The organism is Streptomyces sp. NPDC037203 (genome assembly GCF_055605065.1).
This window is the reverse complement of sequence record NZ_JBVJUC010000004.1, coordinates 73,067-93,728: the sequence shown is the minus strand read 5'-3', so window position 1 is coordinate 93,728 and position 20,662 is coordinate 73,067. Positions and strand designations below refer to the sequence as shown.

Below are 20,662 nucleotides of genomic sequence, written 5' to 3'. Positions count from 1 at the left end.
ATCCGCCCGGCCCCGTCCACGTGTCCGCCCACTCCTGCTAGTTGGTGCCGATCCGGGACAGCAGGTCCACGATCCGGGACTGCACCTCGGTGCTGGTGGACCGCTCCGCGAGGAACAGCACCGTCTCGCCCGAGGCCAGCCGGGGCAGGTCCGCGTGCTCGACGGCCGCCGTGTAGACGACCAACGGGGTGCGGTTGAGCTGCCCGTTCGCGCGCAGCCAGTCCACGATCCCGGCCCGCCGCCGGTGCACCTGCATCAGGTCCATCACCACGAGGTTCGGCCGGAACCGGCCCGCCAGCGCCACCGCGTCGCTGTCGCTCGTGGCCCGTGCCACCTGCATCCCGCGCCGCTCCAGCGTCGCGGTCAGGGCCAGCCCGATCTCCTCGTGCTCCTCGATCAGCAGCACCCGCGGCGGATGCTGCTCGCTGTCGCGCGGGGCGAGCGCCTTCAGCAGGACGGCGGGATCGGCGCCGTACGCCGCCTCCCGCGTCGCCTGCCCGAGCCCGGCCGTGACCAGTACCGGCACCTCGGCGGCGACGGCGGCCTGGCGCAGCGACTGGAGGGCGGTGCGGGTGATCGGGCCGGTCAGCGGGTCCACGAACAGCGCGGCGGGGAAGGCCGCGATCTGCGCGTCGACCTCCTCGCGCGAGTGCACGACCACCGGCCGGTAGCCGCGCTCGCTCAGCGCCGCCTGCGTGGTCACGTCCGGCGCGGGCCACACCAGCAGTCGGCGCGGATTGTCCAGCGGCTCCGGCGGCAGTTCGTCGTCCATCGGCTGCGGCCGCGGCGTGTCCGCCACCTCGACGGCCCCGCCGGGACCGTCCAGCGGCTCGGGCCCCTCGGCCGCGTCGGCGTCCGGCGCGCCGATGGCGTACGACCGACCGCCGCCCTCGGTCCCCGGCGCGAGCCGCGACGCGCCGGGCAGCGACGAAGCCTGCGCGGGCGCCGCCTCGGCCGTCGGCTCCTGCCGCGTGGCCGGATCGGGCGGGGTGCCGAGCTTGCGCCGCCGCCCGGAGCCACCCGGCGCGTGCGGCGGCGGCGTCGCCTGTCCGGCCTGCCGTACGAACGGCACGCCCTGCCCGAGCGTGCGCACGCTGATGGCCCGGCCCTGGGTGGAGTCGGGGTCGTACGCGGGCCCGCCCCCGGTGGCCTCGGCGGGCAGCGGCAACGGCTGCGCGACCCGTCGCGGCTGCGCGGCGGGCAGCGGAGTGCCGGCCGCGGGCGTCGCCTGCGGCGGTACGGGGGTCCCGGCGGCCGGGGTCGCGGTCTGCGGGGGCACGGCGGGGCCGGGGGCCGGCGCGGGCCGCGGTGCGGTGGCCTCGGCGGGCAGCGGCAGGGGCTGCGCGGCGGGCGCCCCGGCGGCCGGGGCGGCGGGCTGGGCCGTGGGTGGTTGCGCAGCCGGCCCCGCGGGCTGCGCGGGCGCGGGCCGACCGGCGGACGGCGGGGCGCCCTGGGGCACGCCCGGAGCGACAGGAGCGGTCGCGGTGGCCGGAGCGGCGGGCATCGCGGTGGCCGCCGGAGCGGCAGGGGCAGCGGGGGCGGCCGGGCTGCCCAGGGTCATCGGAGCCGACGCGGGCACGGCGACCGCGGGCCCGGTCTGGAGCGGGATGCCCTGCCCGTTCGGGCCCTGGGCCTGTGCCGGGAAGGCCGTTCCGGGGGTACCGACCTGTGCCGGGGCCACCGGGCGGGGCCCCTGCGCGGGCACGGTGATCGCGGGACCGGACTGGAGGCGGCCGGCCTGGCCGTCGGCCCCCTGCTCCGCGGAAGCGGGGTGCGCGGGAGCCGCCGGGGCCGGAGCCGCCGACGCCGCACCGGAATCCGCGGCCGGGGCGGGGGCCTGCGCGGGAGGTGCCACCGCGCGGCGGCGCCTGCCGGTCGGCGCGGTGGTCGGATGCGGCTGCGGCGGAGTGTGATCATCGGCCTGGCTCAGCGGTACGGCGTCGTGCCGCCCCTCCTCACCGGGTGCGCCCGCACCGGCCGGCGGCACCGGAACCGGCCCGGCCCCCGGCGCCGCGGCGTGTGCCGTCGGCTGCGGGGCGCGGTCGGCCGCGGCGGGCGGCAGGGCGAAGACCGTACGCTCGCCCGCCTCCTGGGCGGCGGCCCGCTCGGCCGCGGCGGCCAGCGCACGGCGCCGCCGCCCGGTGGGCTGCCCCTCCTCGGCGGCACCCTCGGCGCCCGGCGCGCCCTGGGCGCTCTCGCCCCGGCCCACCGGCAGCGCGGCCTGGGCGACCGGCTCGGCGCCGGGCCGGGCGTGGTGCCCGGCGGGCGCGGGCACGCCTCCCGGCGGCACGGTGCCCCCGAGTCCGGTACCGGAGGCGGCGGCTCCCGCGGCATGCTCGGCCGCGGTCACCACGGCGCCCTCGCTCACTCCGTCGGCATCGGCGTCGGCGCGGGCGGGACCCAGCTCGGCGGGCCGCCCGCGACGCCGTCCGGTACCACCGGAGCCACCCTGCGTGGCCTCGGCCGGAACCTCGGTCGTCTCGTCGGCGGGCCCTGCCGCGCGCCTGCGACGGCGGCCGGTGGGCACGGCCCCGTCACCGGACGGCGTGCCCGAACCGGAGGGATCGGCGTCGAGGAAGGCGTCCGTGGAGCCCCGCCGGGCCCGCCGCCGCCCGCCGTCGAAGGTCTCGTCCGCCGTCTCGGCGGGCTCCGCCTGGACGGGCGGTGCCGTGACGGCGCCCGCGCCGCCGCCGAGCGGCACCTCCAGGACGTACGCGTTGCCGCTCATGCCCGGCACCTCGTGCGTCTGGAGCACCCCGCCGTGGGCGCGCACGATCCCGCGCACGATCGGCTCGTGCACCGGGTCGCCGCCGGCGTACGGACCGCGCACCTCGATCCGGGCGACCGAGCCGCGCTGCGCGGCCGCGACCACCACCGTGTTGTCGAGGTAACCGCCCGTGGAGACGGGCGCGTTGCCGGTCGCGTCGACGCCCGCGACGTCCGCCACCAGGTGGGCGAGAGCGGTGGCGAGCCGCTGCGGGTCGACCTCGGCCTCGATGGGTGGCGCGTGCACCGCGAACTGCACCCGGCCGGGACCGATCAGCTCCACCGCGCCGTCCACACCGGCGGCGACGACGGCGTCCAGCATCACCTTCGTACGGGTGATGTCCTCGCTGCCGGTGTCGATCCGCTGGTAGGCGAGGACGTTGTCGATGAGGGTGGTGATCCGCGAGTACCCGGCGGACAGGTGGTGCAGCACCTGGTTGGCCTCGGGCCACAGCTGCCCGGCGTCGTCGGCGGCCAGCGCGGCCAGCTCGCGGCGCAGCTCGTCCAGGGGGCCGCGCAGCGACCGCCCGAGCAGGGTGAGCAGCTGCTCGTGCCGCCCGGCCAGCGCCTCGTACCGGTCCTTCTCCCGCTCGCCGAGCGCGGCGTACCGCTCCTCGCCCGCCGCCAGTTCCTCCGCGTGCTGCTCGCGCAGCTCGGCCAGCTCGGTCTCGTACTTCTCGCGCAGCTCCCCGACCTCGGTGGCGTGCTGCCCGCGCAGTGCGGTGAGGGCGGCGGCGTGCTCCTCGGAGAGCTTCTCCAGCTGCTCGGCGTGCGCCTGCTCCAGCGTGGCCTTCTCGTCCACCAGGGAGTCGAAGGGCCGCCGGTCGGTGAAGGTCATCACGGCGCCGACGAGCTGGTCCCCGTCGCGCACCGGCGCGGTGGTCAGGTCGACCGGCACCGGGTGGTCGCCCTTGGCCCACAGCACCTGCCCGCGCACCCGGTGCTTGCGCCCGGAGCGCAGGGTGTCGGCGAGCGGCGACTCGGCGTACGGGAAGGGGGAGCCGTCCGCGCGCGAGTGCAGGACGAGGTTGTGCAGCTCCTTGCCGCCCAGCTCGCCCGCCCGGTAGCCGAGGATCTGCGCGGCGGCCGGGTTGACGAGCACGATCCGCCCGTCGGTGTCGGTGCCGACGACGCCCTCGGACGCGGCGCGCAGGATCATTTCGGTCTGCCGCTGCGAGCGGGCCAGCTCGGCCTCGGTGTCGACGGTCCCGGACAGGTCCCGGACGACGATCATCAGCAGCTCGTCGCCCGTGTAGCCGTAACCGTCGTACGCCTGCTGCCCGTTCTCCAGGTTCGCGCTGGTGACCTCGACCGGGAACTCGTGCCCGTCGGTGCGCCGGGCGACCATCCGCGCCGGCTTGGTCCTGCCCTGCGGGTCCCGCTGGCCGGGGCGCCGCATGGAGCCCGGAATGAGCCGCGAGTCGAACTCGGGCAGCAGATCGAGCAGCCCGCGCCCGACGAGCGCGGTGCCGGGCGCCTCGAAGGCTTCCAGCGCGATGGTGTTGGCGTTGACGACGGTGCCGTTGGCGTTGACCAGGACCAACGCGTCCGGCAGAGCGTCGAGTATGGCTGCGAGGCGAGCAGCGCCTCGGGATGGCCTGCTGCTCACGAGACGCTTCCTCCCTGTTACCGCACCTTGCCGACCGCTCCGGCCATCTTGCCAACCGGCCCGCGACGTGTCACGCGAGGGAGTCTATGCGCACGTGTTGTGCCGGGGGCGTCGGATGAGAGGGAGGTCCCACGGGGAAGTGACGCCGATGCGGTGACGACCGGACCTCCGTCCCTGCTCTGCCCGGCCTTACCCGATCTTCGGCAGCAGCGGCACCATCTTGTTCCACCGGTCGATCTCGCACCCGTTGTGCCGGTCGTACGACGCATCGACGGGCCGTCCCGCCCAGCTGCCGGTGACCCGCGCGGTGGCGGGCCCGCCGGAGATCATGGAGCAGATGGTGCCGGGCGGCACCGGCGCGAAGAGGTCCCGCCCCCACTGCGTCTGCGCGTCAAGCTGCCGACAGGCACCCTCCACATCCGGGTGATGCCCGCCGGAGGGATGACAGAACAGCTCGTACGTCCCGTCCCGCCCGGCCCCGGCATGCCGTACGACGACGGTGAGGTGATCCCCGCGCCCCTGGGGGAGGGCGCCGGCGGGCACGGCGGTCAGCGGTACGGCGACGGCGGCGGCGGTGGCGACGAGGGCGAGGGCGCCGCGGCGGGCGCGCCCGGCGGCAACCGGAAGAAGAGAGTCCATGCCCTCCTCAACGCCCGACCCCGGCGGACGTTGCGCCGCGTTCCCCCGGAAAGCGCCACCCCGGCGAAGAAGCCCTTTGCCCTGCGGCCCGCCTGCCTAGTACCGTGGTGCTCGATTGGTGACGGGCCCTGCGGCTGTGTCATCATCTGCACGCACCACTCGCGCGCTCGCGTGAGCGGTTGTGCTGGAGGCGTCGCCTAGTCCGGTCTATGGCGCCGCACTGCTAATGCGGTTTGGGTCTTAACACCCATCGAGGGTTCAAATCCCTCCGCCTCCGCCCCAACCGAAGCCCCGGTCCACTGGACCGGGGCTTCGTCGTTCCCCCGACGTACTCCGCCCCTCACCCCTCTCCTGGGCGTTTCCGCAGGTCAGAAGGGGTGTGCGGATCGGATTTCACATGACGGCGGCAGTCATGTAATGTTCTTCCTGTCGCCGGGACGGGCCGAAAGGAACGGAAACGGAGACAAGAACAAAAAAATAAGCACTCGTAGCTTAACGGATAGAGCATCTGACTACGGATCAGAAGGTTGCAGGTTCGAATCCTGCCGAGTGCACATCAAAGCAGAGGCCCCGGAGAGATCCGGGGCCTCTGGTCGTTTTGACCCCCGCCATCGCTGACCGGCCTCTCGAATCCCTGATGGCCTGATCCGGCATCCACCAGCGATCAGATGATCTGAAGGAAGTGCCCTGGACGGCCCGGTGTCAGGGGCCCGAGGGGTGGACGTCGTCCAGGCTGTCGACGATCGTCACCGACGGTGGATGCGGGGGCACGGGTACCTGGATGAGGATGGGCACGTAGACCACGTCGCCGTGCCGGTACTCGGCCTTCCACGAACTCCGGTAGCAGGTGGTGGCGTCCGGGCTGGGCTGTGTCGCGTAGCACCGAAGGGCCGTCCCGGTGGATTCGGCCTGCGAACCCCGTGCCGGGGAGAACGCCGTACAACAGGAGGCGGCGACCAGGAGACTGATGCCCAGCAAGGTTGCCTTCCGCATCGTCATCAACCCCTTCCGGGTCGCGGAGACACTCGTCAGCGTTTCGGGTCGTGGAGTTTGCGCGCGGCCTCCTGCCGGGAATGGACGCCGAGCTTGGCCAGCACCGCGCCCACGTGGTGCCCGGCGGTCTTGGGTGTGATGTAGAGGCGGGCGGCGATCTCGGCGTCCGTGAGACTCTCGTCCAGCAGCTTGAGCACGTCCATCTCGCGGGTGGTCAGCCCGTACGGATTGGCCAGGGTGGCCCTCCGGGGGCCGCGCCTGACAGGGCGGACACCCCGGCCACGCATCACGGCGCGGGTGCGCGCCACGGCCGGCCGGGCGCCGAGCGCCTCGAAGACGGCCAGCGCCTGGTGCAGCGCCGGCGCGTCGCCGGACAGACGGACCAGCGCGGCTTCGTACGGGCAGCCGAGGCTGTCCCACTGAGCGGCCGCGCCGTCCCAGTCACCGGCCAGTTCCCGTGCGTAGGGTCCGGCCGCGGGCACCCGCGGGGGTGTTCCTCCGGCGCGGCGGATCCAGCAGGCCAGCGGCCCGGAGAGCCAGGGATGGCTTCGATCCGCCGAGGCGTCCAGACCGCGTCGGGCCTCCGTCCGCACCCGTTCGGGATCGCCGCCGAGCCAGGCCGCCTCGACTCGGGCCTCCCACCCGAGGCCCGTGTCCAGCAGGCAGCCCGAGTCGACCAGTCCCGCCGCCTGCTCCAGCAGTGGCCATGCGGGGCCGTTGTCCTGGCGGGCCCGCACCAGGCCCAGCACGGTCAAGGCCATCGCCCGGACGGCGGGTGGTGAGCCGGGGTGGGAGAGGACCCCCTGCGCGGCGTCGGCGGCCTGGGCCCACAAGCCCCGGTTGAGCAGCCCCCAGCTGCCCCAGGCCCTCGTGCACAGCAGGTGGGGCAGCAGATCGTGATCGAGGCAGTGGGCCTCCGCGCGGTCCACGGCCGCGGTCGTCCGTCCGGTGTCGCGCCGGAGTGCGGTGAACCAGCACATGACGGATGCCAGGAAGCCGGCGTCCTCCGGAGGAACCTGCGCCATCGCGCTGGACACCGCCTGTTCGCATTCCTCCCAGCCGGACTCTCCGCCCAGCATGTCCGCGGCCGCCGCGTGGAAGCGGGCCTGGACGACGACCCCCGCGTCGCCGAAGCGCTCGCCCAGAGCGATCGCCTTCTCCGCACGGGCGGCGGTCACCCCAGGTCCTTCGTGCCTGCGGCAGGACAGCTGACAGAGGTTCAGGTACGCCCAGGCCAGTTCCCGGCTCGGCCCCAGCCCTTCGAGCACCCGTACCGCCTCCAGGCCGGTCCGTCCGGCCTCGACGGTCCGACCGAGGGGCCACAGCCAGTACGACAGCCGACGCAGGTCGTCGCCCTCGCGCAGCCGGTCACCCAGGGCATGGCGCAGCTCCACCGCCGTACGGCGGGAGGCGATCCCTTCGTCCAGCCGACTGGACGCGAGACATGCCAGCGAATGGCCTTCCAGCAGGGAGGCCCTTCGGCCGAGTGGCAGGGGGCCGGCGTACCGCAGGGCGCGGGCGTACTGAACGGCTGCCTCCCGGTGCGCGCCCGACGCGAGCGCGTGGGCGGCCGCGGCGGGTGCGTACTCCAGTACGGCGGCTGTGTCGCCGGCGCCGTCGGCGTGCTCGGCCAGCAGCGCCAGATCGTCCGCGGTGACCGGGCGCGACCGCCCCGCCGTCAGCACTTGCCGGTGTATCCGCAGACGGTGGGCGGCGGGAACGCAATCCAGCACCGCCAGCCGGGTCAACCCATGACGGAACTCGGCCAGCTGCCCGTCGGTCCGCACGATTCCGCTGGCCACGGCCTCGTCGAGGGCCTCCTCCGAGGCGGGCAGCAGATCGGCCAGGAGGAGCAGCGGGACGCGGCGTCCCAGGACCGCCAGTGTGTCGACGACCCTTCGTGCGGCGGCCGACAGGCCGGCGAGGCGGCCGGCGACCGCCTCGCGCACGGTGGCGGGGATGGACTCCGCGGGGGCGGCCAGGGCCTCGGTGACGATGAACGGATTGCCTGCGGAGACCTGGTACAGCTCATCGGCGTCGACGGTGTGTCCACGGGCCAGTCGGGCCACGGCCCGGCGGCTCAGCGGGGTCAGGTCATGGCGGTACACCCACGGGTAGCCGGCCAGGGTCCCGAGGAGAGAGGTCACCTTGTGGGTGCGGCCGACCTCGTCGTCGCGGTAGGTGGTCACCACCAGCGTCGGAAGGCTCGGCAGCCGCCTGGCCAGGTATCGCAGCAGGTCCATCGTGGCCTCGTCGGCCCAGTGGACGTCCTCCAGGACCAGCAGGCTGGGGTAGCCGCTCAGTTCGGCGAGCAGGCAGTCGAACAGCTCGTCGGGGCGGCAGGTACCGGCCAGCACGCCGGTCAGGGCCGCGCGCACCGCCTGTCCCAGCCGCGGGGCGAGATCCAGCAGCGGGCCCAGAGATCGGGGCGCGGCCAATGGATCACAGGCTCCGGCCAGTATCCGGATTCCGGGATCGGCGAGTTGGGCGAGGCGGTTGACGACACTGGTCTTGCCGATTCCCGCCTCGCCGCGCACCAGGGCCAGTCGGCCAGGACCGACCACAGCCTCCCGCAGGTGACCGGTGAGGTCCTGGATTACGGCCTCTCGCTCCAGCAGGTCCATCACCAGCCAGTTTCCCTCTGCCGTCGGAGCCGTGCAAAAGATCCAGACCGATCAAGGCAGCGCGGAAGGCGGGCGGGCGCGGGGAATGAGGACTGGGACATGGGGTGTGCCGAGGTGGAACTTGGGGTGCCCGCCCGATGCGCGTCCGACCGCGGCAGAGTCATGCTGGCGAAAGCGCTGCGCGCCTGGGTTCCCGGTTTCCCGGTCTGTGCCGCTCACCGGATTGCGGAGCCGGCCCAGGGCGAATCGCCGCGACGCGATCGATTCGCCGAAGTCGAACGGATCGTCCCCTCGGATCGAATCGGGCTTCGACCCGCCTGATCCGTCTCAACGAAAAGGGATCACCATGCTCAAGAAGATCGCAAAGCGTACGGCAGTGCTGACCGCTTCGGCGGCCCTGGCCGCGGGGGGTGCTCTGGTCCCCTCCTCCGCCTTCGCGGCTCCGACGCCGACAGTCGCTCACGTGACGACGCCGAACGACAACGGAGGCGGGAACAACAACAATAACAACAACAACAACAACAACGGCCGAGGCGGGCGTCACCACAACAACAACAACAATAACAACAACAACGGCAGGAGGGGCGGAAACAACAACAACAATAACAACAACAACGGCAGGGGTGCGAACAACAACAACAATAACAACAACAACGGTCGGGGTGGGAACAACAACAATAACAACAACAACAACGGTGGGGGCGCGAACAACAACAACAACAATAACAACAACAACGGTGGGGGTGGAAACAACAACAACAATAATAACAACAACGGTCGAGGTGGGAACAACAACAACAATAACAACAACAACGGCGGAGGCGCGAACAACAACAACAATAACAACAACAACGGCGGAGGCGCGAACAACAACAACAATAACAACAACAACGGCGGAGGTGGAAACAACAACAATAACAACAACAATGGAGGGGGCGGGAACAACAACAATAACAACAACAACGGCTGAACTTCACAGCCCGGCGACCGGTGAAGGCTCACCCGGTCGCCGGCTGTTCTGCGCCGCCCCCGACGGTGAGGGCTCGCTTCCTGCCGGAGGCGCTGCCTCAGTTCTGGTGGCAGTTGATGTTCTGGTTCCCGGTGAACGTGTTGCCCGATCCTTCCTGCCCCTTCGGGTAACACACCTGGAAGTTGATGAGTGACTTGCCCAGCAGTGAGAGGATTCCCGTGTCGCTGGCCTGAGCCTGGCTGTCGCCGTTGTTGTTATTGTTGTTGTTATTCGTGCCGCCTCCGTTGTTATTGTTGTTGTTGTTCGGGCCGCCCGTGTTGTTATTGTTGTTGTTATTGGTGGTCTGAGTCCCGGTGGTGCTGCCACCCAGTCCCGCGGTCCCCATCGAGAAGGGCATCCGCAGCAGCGGAATGTCACCCAGAAGGGACAGCAGACCCCCACCGCTTTGAGCCTGGGCGCCGCCGGCGCTGAAGAGAATTGCCGCCGTGACGGCGACACTGATCGCGGCAAATCGCTTGGCGAGCTTCAATCGACCGACCTTCCGTCGTCTCTGGTGCCGAATCCCGTGCTTTACCGGCAAGGATGGCCAACGGAAGGCGCCGAACGATTACTAGGCGCGCTGCGGGGCCCTTCTTTTCCCCCGTACAGCCCCAGAATTCCCCGGCGGCGCCGTCCCCGCGCGGGCCCGCGTCCCCTGGGGACCCTGTCACACCCACCCCCTACCCTCACCAGTGATGGCACAGATGTGGAGATGCTCCGGGCTTCGCTGGACCGGCGACGGACTCGTGCTCGCCTGGGAGGGCGGCCGGGGCAGCGCGCTGGGATGGGGGAAGCGGGTCGGGTTCGCCGTGCCGGACGGGAGCGGGCGCGTCTGCGTGGGGGCGCGGGGGCACGCGTGCCCGGTGCGGGCGGCCGTGCCGGGACGCGGCACCGGCGCCCGGTGCGAGCAGTGCGCGCGGCTCGACCGGGCGCACTCCGTGGCCGCCGACACGATCGCCGACGACCCCCGGCCGTACCGGGTGTATCTCGCCTGGTTCGGTCCCGGCCTGCTCAAGGTCGGCATCACGGCCGTCGAGCGGGGGCCGGCGCGGCTGCTGGAGCAGGGCGCGGTCTGTTTCAGCTGGCTCGGGACCGGGCCCCTGATGGCCGCCCGGCGTACCGAGGAGATGCTGCGCGCCGCGCTGGGTGTGCCGGACCGGATCGCGTACACCGAGAAGCGGGCGGTGCGGGCGCGGCTGCCGGGGACGGCGCCGGAGCGGGCGGCCGAGGTGCGCGCGCTGCACCGGCGGGCCGTCGCGCTCGCCCAGTGGCCGGAGTCCCTGCGGGCCGAGCCCTGCGAAGTGGTCGATCAGGTGCGGGCTTTCGGGATCGACGGTGTACCCGCCGCCTTCGGCGAGGTCACCGAGCTGGTCCCCGGTGGAGCCATCGGCGGGGAGTTGGTCGCGGCCGCCGGGCCCGATCTTCACCTGGCGGTGCGCGGCCGGGGGGTCGTCGTGCTGGACACCCGGCTGATGCGGGGGTGGGGGCTCGTGCCCTCGCTGCGGGGCGATGATGAACTCGCCCTGCCCGTCCGCGAGTTCACCCGGCCGCAGGACGGGCTGTTCTGAGGGGCCACCCAGGCGTTGCCTGAGTGGTGGCTGTGTGTTTCTCAGGAAAAACCAAGACTGGTGCAACACTCTTCTCAGAGGGCCCCGACAGTGTGACCGCCATGACCACGACCTCGCCCCAGGGGCGTACCGAACTGCTGAGGCCGGACGGGAGCGCCGTCCGCGTGCTGGTGGTCGACGACGAGACGTCGATCACCGAACTGCTGAGCATGGCCCTTCGCTACGAGGGCTGGCAGATCAGAAGCGCGACGGACGGTCAGGGGGCCCTGCAGACGGCGCGCGAGTTCCGCCCGGACGCCGTCGTCCTCGACATGGTGCTCCCGGACATGGACGGGCTGGCCGTCCTGGGTCGGCTGCGCCGTGAACTGCCGGACGTGCCCGTGCTGTTCCTGACCGCCAAGGACGCGGTGGAGGACCGGATCGCCGGGCTCACCGCGGGCGGCGACGACTACGTGACCAAGCCGTTCAGCCTGGAGGAGGTCGTCGCTCGGCTGCGCGGGCTGATCCGCAGGTCCGGCACGGCCGACCGGCGCTCCGAGTCCGTGCTCGTGGTCGGCGACCTCACCCTGGACGAGGACAGCCACGAGGTGACGCGGGGCGATGACTCCATCCACCTCACCGCCACCGAGTTCGAGCTGCTGCGGTTCCTGATGCGCAACCCGCGGCGCGTGCTCAGCAAGGCGCAGATCCTGGACCGCGTCTGGTCGTACGACTTCGGCGGCCAGGCCAATGTGGTCGAGCTGTACATCTCGTACCTGCGCCGGAAGATAGACGCCGGCCGCGAGCCCATGATCCACACGCGGCGCGGCGCCGGTTACCTGATCAAGCCCGCCGTGTGAGGACCGGGCCGGCCCCGGCCGCGTCCGGTACGACGGCCCGCTGGACGGCGCGGACGCCGGCTCGGCCGCCACGGCGCTGCCGGAGAAGAACGCCTCCTCGTGCAGCCGGGGCGCCGCGGCCATCGGCTCGCAGAACGCGGCCGGGGCTCGCTCACTCTCCGCCGACCAGCCGTGCCGGGAAGCCGCCCGTCGCCACCGGGCCCCACCGCTCGGGCGTCACCCGGATGATCGATTTGCCCTGCTTGCGCATGGCCGCCCGGTACTCGTCCCAGTCCGGGTGCTCACCGGCGATGTTGCGGTAGTACTCGACCAGAGGCTCCACCGAGTCGGGGCTGTCGATGACCTCGGCGGTGCCGTCGACCTGCACCCAGGGGCCGTTCCAGTCGTCGCTGAGCACGAGCAGGCTCACCCGCGGGTCCCGCCTGGCGTTGCGGGTCTTGGCCCGCTCCGGGTAGGTCGAGACCACGATCCGGCCCGAGTCGTCCACGCCGCAGGTCAGCGGCGAGGCCTGCGGGGAGCCGTCGGCGCGGCGGGTGATCAGCAGCGCGCGGTGGCGGGGCCGTACGAAGTCCAGCAACTCGTCCAGCAAGACGCGGGTGTTCGTCGCGATGTTCGGTGCCATACCGGCAGCCTAGGCCGCGGACCCCGGCACCCGCCTGACCCTGCTGGGGACAGGCACCGCGCGTCGGCGACCGGGCTTCGTCCAGACGCCGGTCCAAGGTCACTTCACCGCAATGGAGCAGCTAGAGTTCTTCTGTCCTGTGCTCGCAGTCGGGAATGTGCTGCGGAGCTCTCCTGCGCATGGCCGTACGGTCATGTCATCCGAGAGGTTCGTGGTGGCCGCATCCGACTTTCCTGTGCCCGACTCCTTTGCGTACGACTTCCCCTCGTACGACGTTGCCGAGGCGACCCGTGCGCCGGGCGGCCTCGATCTGGCCGAGGCGCTGACCGCGGCGGCCCGTGAGCTGCACGAGAGCGCCTCCCCCGGCGCCGCGCTCGAAACCGCGGTCCGGCTCGCGGTGCATCTGCTGCCCGGCGCCGAACACGCCGGGGTCTGCGAGATCGAGCGCGGGGAGAGCCTGCGCACGGTCGCCTGGAGCGACGACATCGTGCGCGCCGCCGGCACCTCCGACCTGCCGCACTGGGAGCGGCTGTGGGAGGCGCCGGTGGTGCGGGCGGACAGCGGCGGCGCGGACGGCGAACGGCAGGAGCTGCGCTCGGTGCTGTCCATGCGGCTGCGCGCCGACCGGCGCCGGCTGACCGTGCTGACGGCCTACTCCCGCGAGCCCGGCGCCTTCGACGAGACGGCGGCCCGGCTCGGCCGGCTGTTCACGGCGCATGTGAGCCTCGCCCTGAACTCCGTGACCGTGCGCGAGCAGTTGACCGCGGCCATGCACACCCGCGACCTGATCGGGCAGGCCACCGGCATTCTGATGGAACGCCTGGACATCGACGCCCAGGCCGCCTTCGAAAGCCTGGTGCGCGCCTCCCAGCGGGAGAACGTCAAGCTGCGCGACCTGGCCCGCCGCATCGTGGGCGCGACGGACAACTGAACCGCGAAGGGCCCGCCGACCGGCATCCGGTCGGCGGGCCCTTCACCGGTGGATCAGGCGGACGGCAGGCTCTCGCCCTGCACCGCCTGGATGTCCAGCTGCACCCGCAGCGTGGTGCCGATGGCCGCGATGCCGGCCTGGAGGACCTGGTTGTAGTTCATCGCGAAGTCCTCGCGGTGCAGTTCCGCCGTGGCCCGGAAGGCGGCGCGGGTGCCGCCCCACGGGTCGGCGCCGGTGCCGAGGTAGGCGAGGTCCAGGTCGACCGGGCGGACCACGCCGTGCAGGGCCAGTTCGCCGTGCACGGTCCAGCGGTCGGAGCCCGCCTGGGTCAGCCCGGTGGAGCGGTAGGTGATCTCCGGGTGGTTCTCGATGTCGAGGAAGTCACCCGAGCGCAGGTGCGTGTCGCGCATGCCGTTGCCGGTGTCGATGGACCCGGCCTTGATCACCGCCTCCACCCGCGACTTGGCGATGTCGTCCGGGGCGATCTCGATCGTGCCGCCGAACTCCGTGAACCGGCCGTGCACGCTGGAGATCCCCAGGTGCTGGGCGACCGCGGCGACGGACGAATGCGCCGGATCGATCGTCCAGGGGCCGGGCGGCGGCAGCTCGGTGCCGCCCTGCCGGGCCAGGGTCACCGTGCCGATCTCGGCCCGGCCGCTGGCGGTGACGATCGCGCTGGACGCGGCCGGGGCGTACCCGACGGCGGTCACGATCACCGTGTACGCCCCCGGAGTCAGCTCGGTGGCATCGCGTACGGCCCCCTCGGCGTCCGCCTCGGCCCGCAGCACCTGCGTACCGGTCATGTCGGTCACCGTGACGACCGCGTGCGACACGGCCCACCCGTCCCGCGTACGGATCTTCGCGGTCAGTCCCATCCCGTTTTCTCCCTGCAAGGACTTGCAAATCGGTCGTAAGAGAACCGGCCCGTGGCGCCGGGCACCTCCGCTCGGAGCGTGCCCTGCCACGGGCCGGGCCGAACTACTCGCCGGGGTGGGCGAGTTGGATGTCGTGACCGTCGGCACCGGTGCCGGTGACGGTCAGCGCGGTCGCCACCGGCGGGTAGCCGGTCGCGATGACGGTGTACTCGCCGCTGTCCAGGTCGGTGAAGGCGTACGCGCCGTCCGCACCGGTGGTGGCGCTGCCGACCACGTTGCCCGCCTGGTCGACCAGGGTCACCCGTGCGTCGGCCAGCGGGCCGTGCGGGGCCCTGACGACACCCTGGAGACGGGCGCCGGCGTCCAGGTCGACGTCGATCCGGGTGATACCGGTGACGGCCACCTCGACGGGCAGGGCGCGCGGCCGGAAACCACCCGCGTTGACGGCGACGGTCACCGGTCCGGGCACCAGGTCGGTGAAGGCGAACTCGCCCTGCTCCCCGGTGGCGGCGGTGGCCAGCAGGTCACCGCGCACATCGGTGACGATCACCATGGCGTCCTTGACCGGCAGCGCGCTCCCGCTGGCCCGCACCACACCGGTCAGCCCGCTGGTGCCGCTGAGCAGGATGTCGTACGACAGCGGTTCCTCGCCCACCACGATGGTGGAGGCCTGCGGCTGGTAGCCGTCGGAGGAGGCGATCAGGACGTAGCTGCCGGCGCCGGGGGCGGCCAGCGCGTAGGAGCCGTCGGTCCGGGCGACGGAGCGGCCGAGCTGGCGGCCGGCCAGCGAGATCAGGGTGATCGCGGCCCCCGGCACCGGGGCGCTCTCGGCGCCGCGGACGAAGCCGTGCACCGGGGTGCCGTCGCCGCCCGAGCCGGGCTCGGCGATGGTCGCCACGGCCGTCATCGGCGCGGCGGAGGCGGTCGCGGTGGCCAGCGCCTCGGAGGCGCCCACCACCGGGGCCGGCGCGGTCAGGCTGGGCACCTTCTCCTGGACGGGCTCACCCGGCACGTTCTGCATGGTGTTCTCCACAGTGCTCTCCAGCGTGTTCTGTACGGTCCCCGCCTTCTCCTGCGCGGCCTGGGCCAGCGCGCCGGTCGTCCGCAGCGGGACCTCCTTGATGAACATCACCACGATGAAGGCGACCAGGGCGCAGGGTGCCGCGTAGAGGAAGACGTCGGCGATGCCGTGCCCGTAGGCGCTTTCCAGCCAATGACGGATCGGCAGCGGCAGGCTGTTCATGTCGGGCAGCTCGCCGCCGCCCACGGCCTTGGCCGCGGCCATCCGCTCCTTGAGGCCCAGCTCGCCGATGCTGTTCTTGGCGTAGTGGCTGATTCGGTCCGACATGACCGAGCCGAGCACGCCGACGCCGACCGCACCGCCGAGGGAGCGGAAGAAGCTCACCGTGGAGGAGGCGGCGCCCAGGTCCTTCGGGGCGACCTGGTTCTGCGTGGAGAGCACCAGGTTCTGCATCATCATGCCGACGCCGATACCCAGCAGCGCCATGTAGATGGAGAGCTGCCAGTAGGGGGTGTCGTAGCGCATCAGGCTCAGCAGGGACAGGCCCGCCGTGAGGAACAGACCGCCGGCGACCAGCCAGTTCTTCCAGCGTCCGGTGCTGGAGATGATCCGCCCGGAGACCATGGAGGCGACGAACAGACCACCGATCATCGGGATGGTCATCACACCGGACATGGTCGGGGTCTTGTCCCGCGCCAGCTGGAAGTACTGCGAGAAGAAGACGGTGCCCGCGTACATGCCGACACCGACGAACAGCGAGGCCACCGAGGCCAGCGAGATCGTGCGGTTGCGGAACAGGCGCAGCGGGATGATCGGCTCGGACGCCTTGGTCTCGGTGAAGACGAAGGCCAGCGCGAGCAGGATCGTGCCGCCCACCATCACGTACGTCTGCCAGGACAGCCAGTCGTACTTGTCGTTGGCGAAGGTCACCCAGATCAGCAGCAGCGAGGCGGCCGCGGTGATGAAGAAGGCGCCGAGCCAGTCGACCTTGACCTCGCGCTTGACCAGCGGCAGGTGCAGGGTCTTCTGGAGCACGAACAGCGCGATCAGCGCGAAGGGGATGCCGACGAACAGGCAGTAGCGCCAGCCGAGCCAGCTGGTGTCGGTGATGACACCGCCGAGCAGCGGGCCGCCGACGGTGGCCACGGCGAAGGTGGCGCCGGTGTAGCCGGAGTACCGGCCGCGCTCGCGCGGGGAGATCATCGCGGCCAGGATGACCTGCACCAGGGCGGACAGACCGCCGGCGCCGAGACCCTGGATCGCACGGGCGGTGATCAGCATCGCCGGGTTCGGCGCGAGACCGGCGATGACCGAGCCGGCCACGTAGATGACCAGGGATATCTGGACGAGCGCCTTCTTGCTCATCAGGTCGGACAGCTTGCCCCACAGGGGCACGGAGGCGGTCATCGCCAGCAGGGCCGCGGTGACGACCCAGGTGTACGCGGACTGGCCGCCGCCGAGGTCCTTGATGATCGTCGGCAGTGCGTTGGTGACGATCGTGGACGACAGGATGGCGGCGAACAGGCCGAGCAGCAGACCGGAGAGCGCCTCCATGATCTGCCGGTGGGTCATCGGGGCGTCGCCCGCCGAGGAGCCTCCCCCGTGCTTGGCGTGGGCCCGCACACCGGCTGGTGTGGTCGTTGCCATGGGCTTCCTTTTCTTACGTGCTTGCGGGTGTACGGGTGGTCTCTTCGATCACGGGAGCGGACGGCCGGGCCGAGGGGGGCCGGCAGTCGCCGAACGACGAGCGCAGGCGGGTCATCAGCCGGGTGAGCTGGGCGACCTCGTCGTCGGTCCAGTCACCGAGCCGCTCCGCGAGCAGCTGCGAGGTCCGCCGGGACAGCTCGTCCAGCTGCTCCTGGCCCGCGGCGGTCAGGTGCAGGATGCGCGAGCGCTTGTCCGCCGGGTCCGGGAGCCGTTCGATCCAGCCGCGTGCGGCGACGTGCGCGACATGCCGGCTGGTCACCGACAGATCGACGGCCAGCAGCTCCGCGAGCTTGCTCATGCGCATGGCGCCGTGCCGGCCGAGCAGCGTCAGCACGGCGGCCGAGCCTCCGGGACACTCGGGGGGCAGTACCCGCACGAGATCCCGTTTAACGGCGCCGACGGCGCTGAGCTGACGCGCAAGCTCGTCAAACTGCGCATGCTCGGCCATCACACCTCCCGTATTCGTTGCTTGGGGCAACCATAAGCTCCATTGGTTGCTACAGGCAAATAAGTGGGCGGGAACCTGTGCAAAACCTTGGCAAAGGCATAGCGTTGCGGATGTGAATACGCAGGTGGGTCCGCGAAGGGTGTCCCCGTCTGTCCCGGTGGCCCCCCACTTGGGTGCCCCGGCCCGTCTTCGCTAAGGTCTCGGGCCATGGCTAACACCCAGGGCCCCCAGGGCAATTACGACCCTGCCGGCAGCACTCAGATGTTCCGCGCGTTCGTCGACGAGGCTCCGCAGGGGCGTCAGCAGCAGGCGGCCGCCGCCTCCTCCTCCGGTCCGCGCGTCGGCGTGATCATCGGCGTCATCGTGGCCCTCGTGGTCGTGGCCGGCGTCGCCTGGCTCGCGCTGAAGTAACCCGCGCACCCGGAGGGGAGCCCCCTTTTCCGGGACGGGACCGGTGGGGCGGGGCGGGGGTCGTACGACCGCCACCCGCCCCGTGTTCACACCCGCGCCGCCGCCCGTCCCGGTCGGAGAGGGCAGGCCGGGTGTGTCGTGTACGGCGCCGATCCCGGCGTGCGCGAAAGCGGTGCCCCAGGGGGCCGGTGGCGCCGGCCGGGGAGCCGGTGGCGTCCGGGGGAGTGGCCCCGCCGCCCGAGCCGGCGTACGCCCCCGTGGCCGAGCCGGGACACACGACGGCCGCCGAGGCTTCCGTGCGGGCGCGTCGGCGGCCGGGTGGTCATGTCGTCGTACGAAGCGTCCCGTGACGGAGCGCCCGGCCATGGTGGCTGGCGCCCCGTCAGGAAGGGCCTCAGTCCGAGATCAGACCCTCGCGCAGCTGGGACAGGGTCCGGGTGAGCAGCCGGGAGACGTGCATCTGGGAGATGCCGACCTCCTCGCCGATCTGCGACTGGGTCATGTTGGCGAAGAAGCGCAGCATGATGATCCGCCGCTCCCGCGGCGGGAGTTTGGCCAGCAGCGGCTTGAGGGACTCGCGGTACTCCACGCCCTCCAGGGCCGTGTCCTCGTAGCCCAGCCGGTCGGCCAGGGAGCCCTCGCCGCCGTCGTCCTCCGGTGCCGGGGAGTCCAGCGAGGAGGCGGTGTACGCGTTGCCCACCGCGAGGCCGTCGACCACGTCCTCCTCGGAGACGCCGAGGACGGCGGCCAGTTCGGTGACCGTCGGGGAGCGGTCCAGCTTCTGCGACAGCTCGTCGCTGGCCTTGGTGAGGGCCAGGCGCAGCTCCTGGAGGCGGCGCGGGACACGCACCGACCAGGAGGTGTCGCGGAAGAAGCGCTTGATCTCGCCGACCACCGTCGGCATCGCGAACGTCGGGAACTCCACGCCCCGTTCGCAGTCGAAGCGGTCGATCGCCTTGATCAGGCCGATGGTGCCGACCTGGACGATGTCCTCCATCGGCTCGTTGCGCGAGCGGAAGCGCGCCGCCGCGTAGCGGACCAGCGGCAGGTTCAGCTCGATCAGGGTGTCCCGGACGTAGGCGCGCTCGGGGCTGTTCTCGTCCAGCGTGGCCAGGCGCAGGAACAGGGAGCGGGACAGGGTGCGGGTGTCGATGGCCTCGCCCGTGGCGGGGATGGCCGGGGCAGGCACGGCGTCGAGGGACGTGACGCCCTCGATGCCGTCGAGGACATCGAGTGCGTCGAGCTCCTTGGGCGCCGCCTCGCTTTTCGCGGGCGTCAGCACTTTCGAGCTGCCCTGTTCTGCGGACATGCCACCCCCTTCGGGTCGCGGGACGGTCACGGCCGCGCCGTCGGACGACCAACGCAGCCTTCACCTGAATACCGGTGCCGGAGCCCCGGCAAACGCATCTCCCGCAGAATGTCACATGTCGGCAACACGCTGTAGTGACATGTCGACACGGGAGATGCGAATCACCGCTGGATAAAAGGGGTCTGACGGGCTTTCGGGTCGCCTTCAGCGGCAACAGCCCTGGTGAGCGAATCGCTCGCGGCGGTGAGCGCTCGATCGGGTTTGCGATGCAGAGCTGTTCGGGTGTGTGCTTCGGTGCGCCCACCATGCGACCACCGAATCGTCCGGTATGCGCCCCGCGCCCTGTGATACGGCGGGCGTCTCGTGGGGCGGCCGTGGCCGCCGGTTACGCGTCGATGCGGTTCGCCGAGCGCAGCCGCTGGAAGCTGCGGGCGAGCAGCCGGGAGACGTGCATCTGGGAGACGCCGAGTTCCGCGCTGATCTGCGACTGGGTGAGGTTGCTGTAGTAGCGCAGCAGCAGGATCCGCTGTTCGCGCTCGGGGAGTTGGACCAGGAGGTGGCGGATCAGGTCGCGGTGTTCCACACCGTCCAGGGCCGGGTCCTCGTAGCCGATGCGGTCCAGCAGTCCGGGCATCCCGTCGCCCTCCTGTGCGGCCTCCAGGGAGGTGGCGTGGTACGAGCGGCCCGCCTCGATGCAGCTGAGCACCTCCTCCTCGCTGATCCGCAGCCGCTCGGCGATCTCGGCGGTGGAGGGGGAGCGGCCGTGCAGCGTGGTCAGGTCCTCGGTGGCGCTGTTGACCTGCACCCACAGCTCGTGCAGCCGGCGCGGCACGTGCACGGTGCGGACGTTGTCCCGGAAGTACCGCTTGATCTCTCCGACGACGGTCGGCATGGCGAAGGTCGGGAACTGCACGCCCCGGTCCGGGTCGAAGCGGTCGATGGCGTTGATCAGGCCGATGGTGCCGACCTGGATCACGTCCTCCATGGGCTCGTTGCGGGAGCGGAAGCGGGCGGCGGCGTAGCGCACGAGCGGGAGGTTCGCCTCGATCAGCGCCCCGCGCACGCGGTTGTGCTCCGCGGTGCCCGGCGCCAGCTCCTTCAGTTCGGCGAAGAGGACCTGGGTCAGGGCACGGGTGTCCGCGCCGCGGCGCTTCCCTGGGGGCACAGAGGCGGGGACGGGGGCCTCCTCCTGGGGCGGCGCAGTACTGGCCGGCACGGTCAACGCCACCTCTTCGGTCAATCATCCGTCAAAAGCGGTCATAGCATCACAAGACATGTGCACTGTGTGCAA

The 20,662-nt window shown here is 71.7% G+C and carries 15 protein-coding genes and 2 tRNA genes; 7 read left to right on the top strand and 10 right to left on the bottom strand.

Going from position 1 to position 20,662, the window contains the following annotated elements:
- Nucleotides 1–37: 37 nt before the first annotated feature.
- Nucleotides 38–4,375: a PAS domain-containing protein gene (locus ACZ7EC_RS13840; RefSeq protein ID WP_471062249.1), complete on the bottom strand. Its 4,338-nt coding sequence runs from the start codon at nucleotides 4,373–4,375 to the stop codon at nucleotides 38–40.
- 189 nt (nucleotides 4,376–4,564) lie between these two features.
- A complete protein-coding gene (locus tag ACZ7EC_RS13835; RefSeq protein ID WP_471062247.1) occupies nucleotides 4,565–5,014 on the bottom strand; it encodes an SSI family serine proteinase inhibitor in 450 nt (149 codons plus the stop codon).
- Nucleotides 5,015–5,200: 186 nt separating this feature from the next.
- Between ACZ7EC_RS13835 and ACZ7EC_RS13830 the strand changes: the two genes are divergently transcribed.
- Together ACZ7EC_RS13830 and ACZ7EC_RS13825 are read left to right on the top strand one after the other, a co-directional pair.
- A tRNA-Ser gene (locus ACZ7EC_RS13830) sits at nucleotides 5,201–5,291 on the top strand.
- 204 nt (nucleotides 5,292–5,495) lie between these two features.
- Nucleotides 5,496–5,568, top strand: a tRNA-Arg gene (locus ACZ7EC_RS13825).
- 474 nt (nucleotides 5,569–6,042) lie between these two features.
- On the opposite strand, the gene ACZ7EC_RS13820 is transcribed toward ACZ7EC_RS13825, so the two are convergent.
- On the bottom strand, nucleotides 6,043–8,631 hold the full coding sequence (locus ACZ7EC_RS13820) for an ATP-binding protein (RefSeq protein ID WP_471062245.1): 2,589 nt from the start codon (nucleotides 8,629–8,631) through the stop codon (nucleotides 6,043–6,045).
- Between the two features lie 346 nt (nucleotides 8,632–8,977).
- Here ACZ7EC_RS13820 and ACZ7EC_RS13815 point away from each other — a divergent pair, with 346 nt between their 5' ends.
- Nucleotides 8,978–9,601 (top strand): hypothetical protein, encoded by a 624-nt coding sequence (locus tag ACZ7EC_RS13815; RefSeq protein ID WP_471062243.1) that lies wholly within the window; start codon nucleotides 8,978–8,980, stop codon nucleotides 9,599–9,601.
- Between the two features lie 97 nt (nucleotides 9,602–9,698).
- On the opposite strand, the gene ACZ7EC_RS13810 is transcribed toward ACZ7EC_RS13815, so the two are convergent.
- Complete coding sequence (locus tag ACZ7EC_RS13810) at nucleotides 9,699–9,998, bottom strand: hypothetical protein (protein ID WP_471062241.1); 300 nt, start codon at nucleotides 9,996–9,998, stop codon at nucleotides 9,699–9,701.
- A gap of 337 nt (nucleotides 9,999–10,335) precedes the next feature.
- Between ACZ7EC_RS13810 and ACZ7EC_RS13805 the strand changes: the two genes are divergently transcribed.
- Together ACZ7EC_RS13805 and ACZ7EC_RS13800 are read left to right on the top strand one after the other, a co-directional pair.
- A complete protein-coding gene (locus ACZ7EC_RS13805; protein WP_471062239.1) occupies nucleotides 10,336–11,208 on the top strand; it encodes a DUF2797 domain-containing protein in 873 nt (290 codons plus the stop codon).
- Nucleotides 11,209–11,309: 101 nt separating this feature from the next.
- Entirely contained in the window at nucleotides 11,310–12,047 is a 738-nt protein-coding gene (locus ACZ7EC_RS13800; protein WP_471062237.1) for a response regulator transcription factor, read from the top strand.
- Between the two features lie 151 nt (nucleotides 12,048–12,198).
- Here ACZ7EC_RS13800 and ACZ7EC_RS13795 read toward each other — a convergent pair whose 3' ends face one another.
- Nucleotides 12,199–12,669, bottom strand: coding sequence for a PPOX class F420-dependent oxidoreductase (locus ACZ7EC_RS13795; RefSeq protein WP_471062235.1), 471 nt, complete (start codon nucleotides 12,667–12,669; stop codon nucleotides 12,199–12,201).
- A gap of 193 nt (nucleotides 12,670–12,862) precedes the next feature.
- Between ACZ7EC_RS13795 and ACZ7EC_RS13790 the strand changes: the two genes are divergently transcribed.
- The gene (locus ACZ7EC_RS13790; protein WP_471062233.1) at nucleotides 12,863–13,600 is read left to right on the top strand and encodes a GAF and ANTAR domain-containing protein; all 738 of its coding nucleotides are present in this window, start codon (nucleotides 12,863–12,865) and stop codon (nucleotides 13,598–13,600) included.
- A 53-nt stretch (nucleotides 13,601–13,653) separates the two neighbouring features.
- Here the strand turns inward: ACZ7EC_RS13790 and ACZ7EC_RS13785 are convergent, their stop codons facing one another.
- The 3 genes from ACZ7EC_RS13785 to ACZ7EC_RS13775 all read right to left on the bottom strand — a co-directional run bounded on the left by ACZ7EC_RS13785 (nucleotide 13,654) and on the right by ACZ7EC_RS13775 (nucleotide 17,651).
- Nucleotides 13,654–14,475, bottom strand: coding sequence for a YceI family protein (locus ACZ7EC_RS13785; protein WP_471062231.1), 822 nt, complete (start codon nucleotides 14,473–14,475; stop codon nucleotides 13,654–13,656).
- 103 nt (nucleotides 14,476–14,578) lie between these two features.
- Nucleotides 14,579–17,068, bottom strand: a complete 2,490-nt coding sequence (locus ACZ7EC_RS13780) for an MFS transporter (protein WP_471062869.1) — start codon at nucleotides 17,066–17,068, stop codon at nucleotides 14,579–14,581.
- An 88-nt stretch (nucleotides 17,069–17,156) separates the two neighbouring features.
- Nucleotides 17,157–17,651, bottom strand: a complete 495-nt coding sequence (locus tag ACZ7EC_RS13775) for a MarR family winged helix-turn-helix transcriptional regulator (protein ID WP_471062229.1) — start codon at nucleotides 17,649–17,651, stop codon at nucleotides 17,157–17,159.
- A gap of 207 nt (nucleotides 17,652–17,858) precedes the next feature.
- On the opposite strand from ACZ7EC_RS13775, the gene ACZ7EC_RS13770 reads away from it, so the two are divergent.
- Nucleotides 17,859–18,062 carry a hypothetical protein gene (locus tag ACZ7EC_RS13770; protein ID WP_079175287.1) on the top strand — a complete coding sequence of 68 codons (204 nt, stop codon included), beginning with the start codon at nucleotides 17,859–17,861 and terminating at the stop codon, nucleotides 18,060–18,062.
- 394 nt (nucleotides 18,063–18,456) lie between these two features.
- Here the strand turns inward: ACZ7EC_RS13770 and ACZ7EC_RS13765 are convergent, their stop codons facing one another.
- Both ACZ7EC_RS13765 and ACZ7EC_RS13760 read right to left on the bottom strand, forming a co-directional pair.
- The gene (locus ACZ7EC_RS13765; protein WP_471062227.1) at nucleotides 18,457–19,371 is read right to left on the bottom strand and encodes an RNA polymerase sigma factor SigF; all 915 of its coding nucleotides are present in this window, start codon (nucleotides 19,369–19,371) and stop codon (nucleotides 18,457–18,459) included.
- Between the two features lie 385 nt (nucleotides 19,372–19,756).
- Complete coding sequence (locus tag ACZ7EC_RS13760; protein ID WP_471062225.1) at nucleotides 19,757–20,611, bottom strand: RNA polymerase sigma factor SigF; 855 nt, start codon at nucleotides 20,609–20,611, stop codon at nucleotides 19,757–19,759.
- Nucleotides 20,612–20,662: the final 51 nt, after the last annotated feature.